This is a genomic window from Paenibacillus sp. 2TAB26, assembly GCF_052115145.1.
Classification (GTDB): Bacteria; Bacillota; Bacilli; order Paenibacillales; family Paenibacillaceae; genus Pristimantibacillus.
The window spans coordinates 77,007-90,009 of record NZ_JBFRGC010000018.1; the positions used below are offsets into that span (position 1 = coordinate 77,007).

General features: G+C 45.7%; 9 protein-coding genes. All 9 read right to left on the bottom strand.

Annotated elements, in window-relative coordinates; all coding sequences use genetic code 11:
• Window positions 1-46: 46 nt before the first annotated feature.
• Window positions 47-2,596 (bottom strand): beta-mannosidase, encoded by a 2,550-nt coding sequence (locus AB4Z50_RS20850; protein ID WP_441881609.1) that lies wholly within the window; start codon window positions 2,594-2,596, stop codon window positions 47-49.
• A 37-nt stretch (window positions 2,597-2,633) separates the two neighbouring features.
• Entirely contained in the window at window positions 2,634-4,112 is a 1,479-nt protein-coding gene (locus AB4Z50_RS20855; RefSeq protein WP_441881612.1) for a glycosyl hydrolase, read from the bottom strand.
• Window positions 4,109-5,209 (bottom strand): SGNH/GDSL hydrolase family protein, encoded by a 1,101-nt coding sequence (locus AB4Z50_RS20860; protein ID WP_441881615.1) that lies wholly within the window; start codon window positions 5,207-5,209, stop codon window positions 4,109-4,111. The genes AB4Z50_RS20855 and AB4Z50_RS20860 overlap by 4 nt, the downstream gene beginning before the upstream one ends.
• A gap of 55 nt (window positions 5,210-5,264) precedes the next feature.
• Window positions 5,265-6,299, bottom strand: a complete 1,035-nt coding sequence (locus tag AB4Z50_RS20865; protein WP_441881618.1) for a glycosyl hydrolase — start codon at window positions 6,297-6,299, stop codon at window positions 5,265-5,267.
• A gap of 61 nt (window positions 6,300-6,360) precedes the next feature.
• Window positions 6,361-7,365 carry a carbohydrate ABC transporter permease gene (locus AB4Z50_RS20870; protein ID WP_441881620.1) on the bottom strand — a complete coding sequence of 335 codons (1,005 nt, stop codon included), beginning with the start codon at window positions 7,363-7,365 and terminating at the stop codon, window positions 6,361-6,363.
• 26 nt (window positions 7,366-7,391) lie between these two features.
• Window positions 7,392-8,291, bottom strand: coding sequence for a carbohydrate ABC transporter permease (locus AB4Z50_RS20875; RefSeq protein WP_441881623.1), 900 nt, complete (start codon window positions 8,289-8,291; stop codon window positions 7,392-7,394).
• Window positions 8,291-10,867, bottom strand: a complete 2,577-nt coding sequence (locus tag AB4Z50_RS20880; protein WP_441881626.1) for a DUF5696 domain-containing protein — start codon at window positions 10,865-10,867, stop codon at window positions 8,291-8,293. The genes AB4Z50_RS20875 and AB4Z50_RS20880 overlap by 1 nt, the downstream gene beginning before the upstream one ends.
• Window positions 10,868-10,881: 14 nt before the next feature.
• On the bottom strand, window positions 10,882-11,502 hold the full coding sequence (locus AB4Z50_RS20885) for a Yip1 family protein (protein WP_076266690.1): 621 nt from the start codon (window positions 11,500-11,502) through the stop codon (window positions 10,882-10,884).
• Window positions 11,499-12,998 (bottom strand): NHL repeat-containing protein, encoded by a 1,500-nt coding sequence (locus tag AB4Z50_RS20890; protein ID WP_441881629.1) that lies wholly within the window; start codon window positions 12,996-12,998, stop codon window positions 11,499-11,501. The genes AB4Z50_RS20885 and AB4Z50_RS20890 overlap by 4 nt, the downstream gene beginning before the upstream one ends.
• Window positions 12,999-13,003 lie beyond the last annotated feature (5 nt).

The following is a 13,003-nucleotide window of genomic DNA, read 5'->3' on the forward strand; positions in this document are numbered from 1 at the left end:
CACCCCTTATAGGCGCCTCCTTTTTATTTGTTTTTTTCACTTCGTTTTATTTTTCCTCAGCCAAAAAATCGATCATTGAACGAGCTTGTACCTTGCCCGCTGCAGCTGGCTTACTTGCTGCTTCTCCACTTTCGCGCAAGCGGAACTCTACGATTTTAGCTACACCTGGTATCAAATCAAAGAAATTGTCCGTGAACATGCCCTCGTGCTCTGCAGTAATCCATACCTGCTTAGCAAGCACATCCGTCTCCAGCGCGAACGACGTACCGTTGCTGCCTTGAACCTCTGAAATTCGAATAACCGCTGAAGCAAGCTTCTGTTCTTTCGCTTTTACGAAATAATGTTCCTTGCTGTCTATCAGCTTACCGCCTTGGGTCAGCTCTGCATACAATACAACACGCTTTGCTTCGCAGCCTGTCAGCCATTCCAGCTCGTTTATCGAGCTTACAATTGCTGCACTATTTCCTGCTATGGACACTTGAGTCGTTTCCTGCTTAATTAACACGCCTGCAAAGTCGTATAGCGTTAATCTGAGCTCGCCGTTCAACGTTTCCAGCAAATCCGTTACCGCATGAATATTGATAATGCCGTCATCTGTCTTGTCAAAGGACAGCATTGTGTCGGCGAAGCTTCTTTTCGCATAATACTGCATAGCTTTCCATTTTCCGTAATAATCCATGCCTGCCCAAGAAGCTACTGGCCAGCAATCATTCATTTGCCAGTATAACGTTCCCATGCAATATGGCATGCTGCGACGATGCGCCTCAATCGCCATCTTCATCGCTTCTGCTTGCAGCACCTGACTCATATAGAGGAAAGCAGGGAAGTCCTTAGGCTCGCTCATATAAATATCCATGTATTCTTTAATGAGACGATTGCCGTCGCCATTCTTCTGATGCGCGCGCATTACCTTAGAATCCAGAGCCAAATCCTGCTCCGTTGCGAATTTCATCACCGTATCATACTCAGGGAATGACTGGAAGCCGTATTCACTCATAAAACGGCCGATTTTCAGGTTGTAGTTCTCAAATGGCTCAACTGCGTGCCATACTCCCCAGTAATGAACATCTCCCTCTGTAGATAGCGGATGCGCATGCTGGTTAATGTCCCCCGACAGCGATATAAGCGGTGAGGATGGCCAATATTGTGTTCCTGGCGCATAGGCTTCAACCGCATCAGGTAAAATGTCATGGAAAACCGCCTCGTAGTCCGCCCAAATGACAGCGCGCTGCTCCGATGTATATTCTTTTTTCCAGCCCCAGCCGCCCTTCTCATCAAATTGCGCCCAAGCTGAATCAATCTCGTTATTGCCGCACCACAGCACGATGGAAGGATGATTGCGCAGCCGCTTCACATTCTCTTCTGCTTCCAAGCGAACATTTTCTAGAAAGGCCTCATCGCCAGGATACATGCTGCATGCGAACATAAAGTCCTGCCACACCAAGATGCCGTACTCATCACAAAGCTCATAGAACACCGACTGTTCATATATACCGCCGCCCCATACACGAAGCATGTTCATATTCGATTCCGCAGCAGAAACAATTTCATGTCTATATCGATCATCTGTTACTTCTGTAATGAAGCTGTCATTAGGGATATGGTTTGCACCTTTCGCAAACACAGGAACGCCGTTAAGCTCAAAATAAAACGAGGCTCCTACCTCATCCTTGTCTCGCACCAATCGAATGGAGCGAAGACCAGTACGAACGGACTTTGCAGCTATCAACTCTTCATCCTTGCAAAGCTCTGCTGTAAATGTATATAAATGAGCATCGCCAAGTCCTCTGCTCCACCAAAGCTTCGGATTCTCGATATCAACAGGCAGTTGAATCACATTGATCCCTTGCTTTAAGTGCGCAGCCTGCTCCCAAGTTTGTCCCCCAGCACTTAACTTCACCAAGCCGTTCCATTCATGCTCCGACTCAATTTCCACATCTACCGTTAAGCTAGCTTTCGAAGCATTTACCTGATCCTGCTTCACATATACATCCGTAATTTTACTGTCGGACCAGCCCTCTAGTCTAGCTTCACGCCAAATACCGCTCGTAACGAATCGTGGACCCCAGTCCCAGCCATAATGATAAGGCGCTTTTCTTGCAAAAATACTTATCTTCTGAGCACCCAGTCCGCCAAGCTCTGATTGATCATTACTAGCTGGTAGATTATAGCCAAGCTTCTCGATCTTCGGCAAATCCTCTTGCACAGGGGAGCGGAATTTAATCAACAATACATTATCTTTGGCATTCACCATAGACGCTACATTTGCTTTCCATGTTCTGAACATATTGTCTGCTGACAATACATGATGGCCATTTACATAAACGTCTGCATACGTATCTAACCCATCGAATACGAGTTCAATAGTTGAAGCATTAAACAATTGATCATTTACGTCGAAATGAGTCTCGTATTCCCAATCTATTTTGTCAATCCATTGCAAATCATGTTCATTTGTTTTATAGAAAGGATCTTTGATGATGCCATTGCGCAGCAAATCCGTATGAACGCAGCCAGGCACGATGGCTTCCATCCATTCTTGCTCCTGACAAGCTTTGAATTTCCAATTACTTAGCACTAGTTGTGTTTCTCTCATTTTGTCCTCCTAAGAATATGTGTCTTCCTATCGCTTGTCATTCTTCTTTATCTACAGCTTTTTTCATGCTAAACAAGTCTGGAAGTTCATCCAGTGTCGTCACATTTGAATGATTGTAGATTTTTTTCAAAATCTCTTGGCTGTTATGTTTTCCATCGTTTAAATAATCGCCTTCCCAGGTGACAAACCAGCTCCAATTCGCACCATACGCTTTCATTAAGTCCGGATCAGGAATGGAACCATTTTCGGTCATTGCAACAAGTTTTTTATTGCTTACTAGAGCGACGAGATTATCAAAATAATTAATGGCGGGAGAATGATCTCCAGGGGCTGGATAACTATCTACACTAACGATATCCACTACGTCATCTCCTGGATACCATTCGGGCTGGACCGAATTCCAGATCCATATGAGATTGTTTAATTCATGCTTATTGACCAGTCGATCGTATACGATTCGGTAAAGCTGCTTTGCCGGTTCAGGACCCTTTGCTCCCCACCAGAACCACCCGCCTTCCGCTTCATGAAGCGGTCTAAATAACACGGGCACATGGGCATCCTTTAATCTTTGAAGCTGCACGGCAATCGTATCGATATCAGCTAGCAGCAGCTTGTACTCCTCCGATTCAGTGTCACTCAAAGCTTTCTCCAAATCAAAGGTTACCGAATCAGCATAAAACCCCCGCCACCATTCTTTTCCCGGCTCGTCAATTATGCCGGTGGGAGCGTTCCAATGCCATAAGAAGGTTGTAATGCCGCCTTGCTTATGCCAGCCAATTGCTTTTTCCACTTCATACGAGATAGCTCCGTGCTCTGCTCTTGTTTTGGAATAATCGATTAAATCAAACCCGACCATCGCTGGTTCTTTACCGGTAATCTTCTCAATCCAAGAAACATTATCCAGTCCGGTTTGACCCGACAACATCGACTCGCCATAGTTTTCCACCAAATAATTCATTAGTTTTTTGGCTTCTGCAGAAGCATTCCCATTCACTAATTCACCAGAAACCTGATGTTTCGTTTCAGGCTTCGTCTTTTGCAGCTTAATATAGTCGATATCGTAATAACCCCAGCCTCGAGTCAGGCTAATCGTATTCGTGCCCTCTTGTAAAAGAAGCTTCCCTGCCTTGAGCTCCGTAAATTGATCATTTGGCTGTAAAACCAAATCGCCGTGGGGCTCATTATTCAATGAAATGCCAGCTACTTTATTGCCATTTGGCGCCCGGTAGCTGACCCATACATTGTATAATATTGCCTTTGGAGCAACAACCTCAAACGATAACTGGTCCTGCTCATCCGTAAAATCAGTAACGAAGCCTGAGCCAGAGAAGCCCTCCGCTTCTTGAGAAACCATAGTACCTTGAAGCAGCCCGGACTCCGCTTCGTATTTCAAAAATGGTTCTTCCTTGTTTGAGCTTGGCAGAACAGCCAATATAACGACTAAAGCGGCGCCTAGAAGCGCTAAGCTGACAGCCAACGCACTAATGACAACTCGCCTGCTCCTAAGGGCGGTCATCTGATAATCCCCACTTTCGCGAGACGGAAATTAGTGCCTGTGCATTCTGGTCGATTGCCATGAATGACTTCAAGCTCGAAGCGGTGACGGCCGCTCACCCAATCATCTCCGAAACAGCTTAAGCGATACCACCCATCATCCTGGACCCATGATGGCCTCTCCCGCTCCATCACTTGCCACTCCCCATCATCTATTCGGTATCGAAACTCAGCTGAGCTTCTCCCGAAGTCAAAGCCAAGAACGAGTCCTCTTCCCTCGAAGGAGAAGGACAACTCTGCTCCAATGGCCGATGTCTCGAGCACTTGATCGATCCACTCCAGGTGAGGCCATCTCCTTATGGCCCAAGAACCTCTCGTATGAATGTGATGAAAAGATAAGTCGAATACATCATCCCAGCATTGTGTATCCAGCGGCTTTGGTATCAAGTATGAAACCTGATCAGCCTCCACCGCGTGATCCGCGTACGATAATTCCTTTTGAAGATACGTAATTACACTTTGCCCATAGCTCAAGCTTCCTCTGCTTGTCGGATGAAGACCATCTGGCAGCCATTCTTCAAAGCGCAGCTTGCCTTTCTTGACTTCCTCAAATGCATACAATCCCATCCATACCGAGCTTAGCTCATAATGCTCTGCTATCCGCTCAAATTCATTAATCGTATCCGGTACCAAGCCCTGTGTAATGGCGCTGTACATATTTTGCGAATACGTGTATACGATGACGATATCGCGCTGGCCATCAGCGAGCAATTGCCTTATTAATCCTTCGCGCGAGCGATTGCGCTTCAAGGTTGGCTCGCCCTCATCATTAACTACATATTCAATAAAAACCAAATCGCAATTCGTATCGATTAAATCGCGTTTGGCGCGGAATGCAGCTAAATCGCTGCCCGTTGCTCCGATCGCTGCATTTTCAACCGTGATACGCAGTTCCGGGTATTGCTCCGTGAACCAGGCAATGACTGGCTCCGGCCAGTTATGACGCGGCCTTGCATCGGTAATCGAGCCTCCAATAAAACCCACCGTCAAGCGTCCCTCTTGGATTCCGCGCCGCGTTCGATGCAGATTGCTTCGGTGATTCCAAATCGACAAAGTCATAAATGGCGTGCTCCTTGCACAAGTATTATTCCTTGCGATGAATGTCATCCACCCGCTATTCTCGCAGCTGATAATTTTTCAAATCAGGCAGCTCATCTTTCGTTAACGAGAAAGGGTGATTATAAAATTTGATAAGCTGTTCCCTATCTGTAAACTTCTCGGCATATACACGGTGTCCATCCACAGTATTGTAGACAAAATTGCCATACCACGTGCAATTCCATGCCCATAGTGCACGATCCTGAAGCATAAGATCAGGATCAGGGATCGGTCCATTTTCAGACAAAGCTATAATTTTGTTCATGCTTGTGTAAGCGAGTGCCTTCTCGAAACGATCAAGCTGCGACTCGTAATTTTGCTCAGGAGGATAAATATCTTCTCCAATAATATCGACGTACTCATCGCCCGGATACCAATCCGCATGCTGTCCATTCCATACCCAAATCAAATGGTTCAACTTATGCACGTTCGTCATTCGGTCATACATCAGCTTCCACAATTGAACGCAGGGCTCAGCCCCTTTGCTGCCCCACCAGAACCAGCCTCCCGAAGCCTCGTGCAGTGGTCTCCATAATACAGGCACCCCTGCATCCTGCAGCCGTTTCAGCTCGGAGGAAATCGCATCAATATCTCTGATCAGCAGCTTATAATCCTCTGACTCTTGATCACTCAACGCCTTCTGCACATCAAACGTCGTTGCTTTTGTATAGAAGCCGCTGCCCCACGTTCGGTCAGGGGCCAAATCAATTAAATCCTTAGGCGCATTCCAATGCCAGCAAAAAGTTACGATGCCGCCGCTTTGCCACCAATCAATCGCAATATCCGTATCGGAGCATGTGGCCCCGCGCTCTGTGCGCGAGGGTGAATAATTCATGAAATCAAAGCCATAAACAGCTGGGTATTTCCCAGTCACTTCATGCAATATTTCAAGCTCAGGTGTTGATACTACACCGATTTGCTGACCGGTCAATATGCGAGTTCCATAAATGTCGCATAAATAGGTCATCAGCCTTTTCGCCTGATCGTCTGCATTCGGGTTTATGAGCTTAGGTTCCACTATGAAACGGGATTGCTGCTTCACATTCAACATTTATGGTTTCTCTCCTTCTTTGACATTTCTTTTTGTATATCCTTACTTAACCTACTGCCTGCTACCCGATAATACCGCTCCGCTCCACACTTTCAACGAAATAACGCTGAACGACTAAGTACAAAATGATTAGCGGTATGATAGCAAGCAAAATACCCGTATCAATAATCATTGCCACATGGTTCGGATCAGCCTTAACGTTACCGCCTCCGGCCGCTACCCCCAGCAAACCTGGAAGCAACGCATTGGCTTGAGCTGACAATGTCGAAATCTTAATCGGCATAAGTGCGGATTCACTCATGAACAGCGAAGTGAAAAAGGTATCGTTATACTGCCAAACAAAGCAGAACAGCACAACAGTAATGATTGGCGGAATGGCGTTCGGCAGCATGATTTTCAAAAATGTTTTCACTCCGCCAGCACCATCAATCAATGCTGCTTCCTCTATCTCTTTAGGCATTCCTTTAAAAAACTGGCGGAAAATATAAATGAACAGGCCCGCTTTTAATCCGATTGCCGTCGCAGACGTTATAATAGAAGGCCAATACGTATTGAGCAGATTAACGCCTTCCTTACCCGTTACGAGATGAATGACTCCGAGTATGTCAAAGCTTCTAAAATGAAGATACATCGGAACCATCAACGTGCTTGTCGGAACTAGAATCGTTAATATGACCAGAGCGAACAGCACATTGCTGCCTGGGAAGTTAAAACGGGCGAAGCCGTACCCAGCAAGCGCGCAGGAAGCTGTCGTTAGTAGCGTAGTCACAATAACAAAGACAAGCGTATTCCCTAGGAGAGGAAAGTAGTGTAAAATATCCATCGCCATTTTGATGTTGTCGAGCGTAAAGTGGACAGGCACCATATAAATCGTCGGATTGTAAATATCGACTTTGTCTTTGAAAGCAACAGAAAACTTCATAAGCAGCGGATAAATGATGATGTACGAGATGCCAATAACAAGCGCGTAACGAAAAATGGCGTACAACGTATCGATCGTCTTATTTTTCATTTTCTGCAGCCGATATTTATTGTCCTCGTTGCGAACAGCCTGTGAAGCCTCCATATGCAGCTTCCTCCTTTGTTAATCACTCAGTTGTAATGTACTTTTCTCGATAGCAGCACTCCGATAATGACCAAAACAACGCTTATAATCAACGTGTAAACCCAAGACATCGCTGCGCTTAGCCCAAAGTTTTGCGTGGTGAATGCCGTCGAGAAAATCATATCCGTAACTGCGCTGCCCGAGAATGAATCAATAATCGTATAGATGACATTGGTCAAAATGAGCGGGCTAACTAATGGAAATGTGATTTTCCAGAACGATTCATAGGCTGTAGCGCCTTCCATCTTAGCCACCTCATACATGGCACCTGGAACGGACTGCAAAGCAGCTAGAAAAATAAGAATTTGCACGCCAGAGCTTGTAATAATCTCATAGATTCTAGTAATCGCCTGAACGATGTAGTCTACGAACGATAGCGGCAATCCTATTTCACTAAGTATCATGACCATTGACATAATATTATAGGTGGAAGAAGCTTCACCCATTTCACTTACGACCGATGAATCGCCTACTAGATTAATAAGCCCCGCTGTTTCTGCAGCTGAAATCGCATTGGAAGCGAGTATGACAGGCAGGAAAAATATCGCTCTCGCGAGTATTCTGCCACGAAACTTCTGATTAAGCAGCGTAGCAGAGAAAAGGCTGAAAAATAATATCATCGGTACATTCAAAACCATTTCAGAAACGGATTGGGTCAAAATCCGATTGAAGGTAGCATCCACGAACAACGCTTCTTTAAAATTCGCCCAGCCAACCGATTCCAAAATAAACCCAGTCGGTTCCACCGTTAGCTTGCTGAAGCTGAATTTAATGGATTGGATAAGCGGGGTCGCAAACATAAATATGAAGCCCAGCAGCCATGGGAAAATAAATGCTACGCCAAGAAGTGAGCGCTTGTGGCGCAAAGCTAACTTATATCCATTCATTAACGCTCACCTCCTACCCAATAGTTTTGAGCTTCAACTTTGTTTCCGATAATGCTGACTTGCTTATCTGTGTAATTGACAATAATTGATTTCCCATTGCTGTATTGCATCTCTACGACACCGTCTTGATGGCGAATATGCTTCACCATTTGAGCGTTTCTCACACCGGAGAGCACATCGTTTGCTTCCTTATACATCGACAGCGCTTGATCATACCAGTCTTTGTAATGGGTAGAGAACAGCTTGTCAAAATGAGTGAATTTCAGTTTAGACGATGGTTCATAGCTCCATGAAAAATGCGGCGCTGAGCCAAGCTCTACCGAACGAAGCAGCTGCTGCTGAATATCCTGCTCATCCTCTAAGTTAATCGCACCGCCGGCATAATCGACATATCCATGAATAACCATTTGATAAAATGGAACTTCCTCATCCGTTAGCACGAAGCCGCTGGATGACGTTGGCACATTTATAAGATGATCTGCGAATGGCCATACATAAGCATTTCCGCCCGTAAGCATCGTTTGATCGACGCGCTCATCCACCTTGCTCAGCTCATCCTCAACGATTTTTTTAGCCGTTTCGCGTTGAATGACTCTGCTCGTACGGAAGTCCGAGCTCAGCACGCTGCCAAGGTCCCGCAGCGATATTCCCCTCATGCCAAGCGAATCATACTTCTTCATAAACGTATCAACGAAGTAGGGAAGCTTTGCCGGTGACAACAAATAATACGAGCCTAATAGCATATCCATTCGATTAAGCGCTCGGTTATAAGGATAAAGCTCTGCTTCCTCCCGTGTAACGAACCGCGATGCATCAGAGGATGGAACAAAACCTCCATCATCATGATAAATTTGCTGAAAGGCTACATCTGGGAACAACATCCCGCCGGATTGCTCCAGCTGATTCGCTAGCTTAATGAAGCTAGACTTGCTTCCGAGCTCGCTGTCCACTTTCAGCTTTACTGGTGTCTGATGATTGACGCCGTTGCCGAACCAGCCCGTGTAACGCATGAGCAATCGATCAATCCCATCCGACTTCAGTTGTCCAGCCATTTGTGAGGCTTGCTCAAAGGATGTCATGGAAACGACGGAGCTGTACGGTACACCAAGGAATGATTTCCGCTTGTCGACCGTTCCTAGAATATCCAAATAAAATGGAAGCTTTTCATCATCTTTTAATGGCTGAAGCTTGTTTTCAGCTACAAGCCTGTCACGATAAAGCTCCGCCATTCCTGAATAGCTCGCCTTATCGCCAGAGAGAAAGCTGTATCGAATTTGAATGTCGCCTTTATAAATCTCTTCACTCAACAGCTGGATTTCTTGAATCTTTGAGCCTGTGTAAAGCTCAAGCTCATCCTCTCCACGCAATGAGTAGCTGCTGTGAATATAATTGTAGGAATTTTTTTTACCGCTGATATCAGCAGCGATGCTGGCAACAGCATCACCTTCTTCAATCACCGCAAACCATGCTGCGCTTCCAGCCTTCATCCCAAATACCGGCATTCTAGCACTCTCGCTTACTTGACCGCGGCGGTAGCTGTTATCGTTCGGATCAAGGCCATATACTCTTTGTACGTATTGCTCTTCCTTTACCTTGCCGTTGTTTAGATGGATCAAGCTTCCGGTTCCATCCGGCACGAACATATATCCTTCGTTTTCCTTATCTGCAGCGCCAAAGAAATTAAGCATCTCGATGCTGCGAATTTGATAGCCTCCGCTTTCTTTGACCTGATTGACTGGAACGGATGCAACCAGTGAACCGCCATCAATGCGGTATTCCAAAGGAATAACGAAGTTTGGTTTGCTCGATTCGCCGCCGCCTGCAACGCCATTTTCCTCATTGTCGAAAGCAAGATCCTCATCGGAATAACCAGCCTTGACGAATGCCGCCGTCATTTTGCTCAATACAAGCGGCTTGGAAACCTGCGCATCTAGTCTCTCTAATACTTCCTTATTGTCCGCTTTCGGATAATAGCGCAATCCCACATATTTGGCCGTTGGCGCATCCAGCTTGGAGAGCACCTTCTCTTCCAATCGCACTTTGCTTATATACCTTGGCAAGGCATCCACGCCGATAGACGTATCGCCAATCGTATAAGTGATACGAATGCCGTTCTCAATGCTCTCAGCTGTAAACTGCTTATTTGCGATACTTTCCGTGAAGTTGGTGAATGTATCCAGCGTACCGATTGAATCCCGGAACAGTACCGTCAACTGAGAAGACAATATTTCCTTCTCGAAGCCCGATGCGATAGCATCCTCACTCCGATTGGGCGGATTGCTGTACCAGATTTGGCCTTGCCGTTTATCCCTCACAGCGACCTCTGTCGTTTCGGCGCTGTAGTATAACGATAATTCGGAATTGTCCGCTACAAGCTGCATGCCTGGCACACCTTTTGAAGAATCAGGCATTGCCTTAATTGCGGCTCCAGCTTCCAGCTCAGTTGTCATTTTCATATAAGCGGCTGCTTTAACGGCTTTAGCTCCACGACTGGTGAATAGCAATACGGAGCAGACCAAGATACAAATTGCTGCGGTACAGGCCAGCACCGCAACCAGCTTTTTACGATTTTTCACGGGTGCGGCCTCCTTTACGTACGGAAAATGATTTCACGATAAATATTGATAATAAAATCGATAATTTGCTGCATCATACTCAGCACGAGCGTCCCAAGAAATACGATAATGCCCATTACGATTACCGTCAGCAGCATCGTAATAATCGTTTTAAACGCCGTATATTGATGCACCGTCATCGTACCGACAAATAGAAGCGCTAGAAACCAAATGGTGGATATAGACATGACTAAATAATAAAAAGCTGTTTCTTCCTGTACCATAAACCGGCTCGCAATGGTCATGGGAACATAAAGAATGACCATAGGAACAAGCGCATAACCTGTCGCCATAACAATTTCTTTGAATTTACCTTCGCCATCCATTAAGGTTGTAATCGCCCAATTGGATATACACCAAAGGAAGAAAGGAAATACAATCGTAACGAGCTGAGTCAGGCTGTTCAAATGACGTGGATCATTATAGTTCACCAGAAAACCTGCAAACTGATTTTGTAAAATAACAGAAACGATGACAAGCAGCAAAATAGCTAATGCGACCTTTACTTTTCCTTTGCCGTCATACTTCATATCCCAGAAGCCGTCAAAAGGATGAACGATTAAATGCAGCGGAAACTTGATGAAATCCTGTTTCATAGCGATCTGCCCTCCTTAGCGGTTTGCGATGCAAAGTCTGACATCGTAAGCTTCCTCTTTTTCATACGAGAGCTTACCAGCTTGAACGCAAGCCATGCAGCTGCTAGGACGATCAGCATTGTTAGAAAGGTTCCTGAATGTTCCTTCATTACTTCCCTGCGGTACCTTTTGTAAGCTACGGAATAACTATCGCGGTCCATGCCCAGCTTAAAATACTCAAGTGCTTCCCCGTTCTTCCGCTCCATCAGCAACGATTTGCCAATGCCTATATACGCAATATCGTAGTTGCTGTTTAACCGAAGCACTTCTTGCCAAACCGGTACCGCCAGCTTATCCTCACCGGTGTAATGCAGCTTCACAGCCTCGTTTACGCTGGCACCAAACTTCGTTGGCTCAAATACGACGATATTGCTTTTCCCACGATCAAGCACTAGTTGTTTTTCACCCAAATGCTCGACGGCAACCGGTATTTTAAACGTACCGATCTGATTCCCCTTACCGCCATACACATAGAGCAAATCGCCTTCATCATTGTAGGTAAATACTTTGCCTTGATTTCCGTCGAGCACGCTGTACATTCCGTTTTCGAGTACCTTCACATCAATCAGCTTGGAAGGACCCACAGCGCGCCTGAACAAAATATCCCCTAACACATCGAAGTATCCGAAGCGCTTCAGCACATCCTCACCTGATGGATTAAGTCTTTTTACTGGTTCCTTGGAGTCAGGATCGATGTTCGTTGCATATACAAATCCTTTGGCATCGATATCGATATTCGAAAACTCGGTTGGAATAAACAGCACCATTTGCGCTTTCTGTGCTTTGGTTGAAAGCAAGCGCCATATGACTTCCGTATAGTCCCGCTGCACTTTGTTTGTCCCTACATATCCGATAAACTGGCCTTTCTCATCAAACTGCATGATGCCTTCGTAGATGCCTTGCGCTACGACATAAACCCGTTTGGCTTTATCTACCGTTACCTTTAACGGAATAAATTTAAAATCACTTGCCAAAACATCAGATTTGGGCTGCTCGATTGTTCGAAGCAATTCACCGTCGCTCGATAACACGACAACTCGCCCGTTGTCCGTATCCGCAACATAAAGCTGCTCCTCCTCATCAACGAATAATCCCGACGGATTTTTAAACCCGATCTTTTCTCCGTCCTTTTCGTACTCGTTAATGATGTTTTTCACTTTCCACTGATCATCTAAAATAACGATTCGGCCATTGCCGCTGTCCACAATGTATATTAGCCCGCTTGCAGACACGACCATATCCTTTGGCTCTAAAAAGTCACCGATGCCGATATCAGCTCCGGATATGGAGAGTTTGGGTACATAAGCCGCCGGTGCTGGAACTGCTTCTTCCCAATAGTTATAGTTGTAGCTCTCATATGGCGTCGACGCTGCAGCCGCCGGTGCAGGCGCTGCGGTAATAAACAATAGGGAAGCCGCCGCGATGACGAGAAACCATTTTTTCGCTGACAAGTGCATTCCCC

Coding starts and splice junctions, on each gene's coding strand:
- AB4Z50_RS20860 (WP_441881615.1), bottom strand. CDS start 5,209: ATGACTTTGTCGATTTGGAATCACCGAAGCAATCTGCATCGAACGCGG.
- AB4Z50_RS20885 (WP_076266690.1), bottom strand. CDS start 11,502: ATGAAACAGGATTTCATCAAGTTTCCGCTGCATTTAATCGTTCATCCT.
- AB4Z50_RS20865 (WP_441881618.1), bottom strand. CDS start 6,299: ATGTTGAATGTGAAGCAGCAATCCCGTTTCATAGTGGAACCTAAGCTC.
- AB4Z50_RS20890 (WP_441881629.1), bottom strand. CDS start 12,998: ATGCACTTGTCAGCGAAAAAATGGTTTCTCGTCATCGCGGCGGCTTCC.
- AB4Z50_RS20855 (WP_441881612.1), bottom strand. CDS start 4,112: ATGACCGCCCTTAGGAGCAGGCGAGTTGTCATTAGTGCGTTGGCTGTC.
- AB4Z50_RS20850 (WP_441881609.1), bottom strand. CDS start 2,596: ATGAGAGAAACACAACTAGTGCTAAGTAATTGGAAATTCAAAGCTTGT.
- AB4Z50_RS20875 (WP_441881623.1), bottom strand. CDS start 8,291: ATGAATGGATATAAGTTAGCTTTGCGCCACAAGCGCTCACTTCTTGGC.
- AB4Z50_RS20870 (WP_441881620.1), bottom strand. CDS start 7,365: ATGGAGGCTTCACAGGCTGTTCGCAACGAGGACAATAAATATCGGCTG.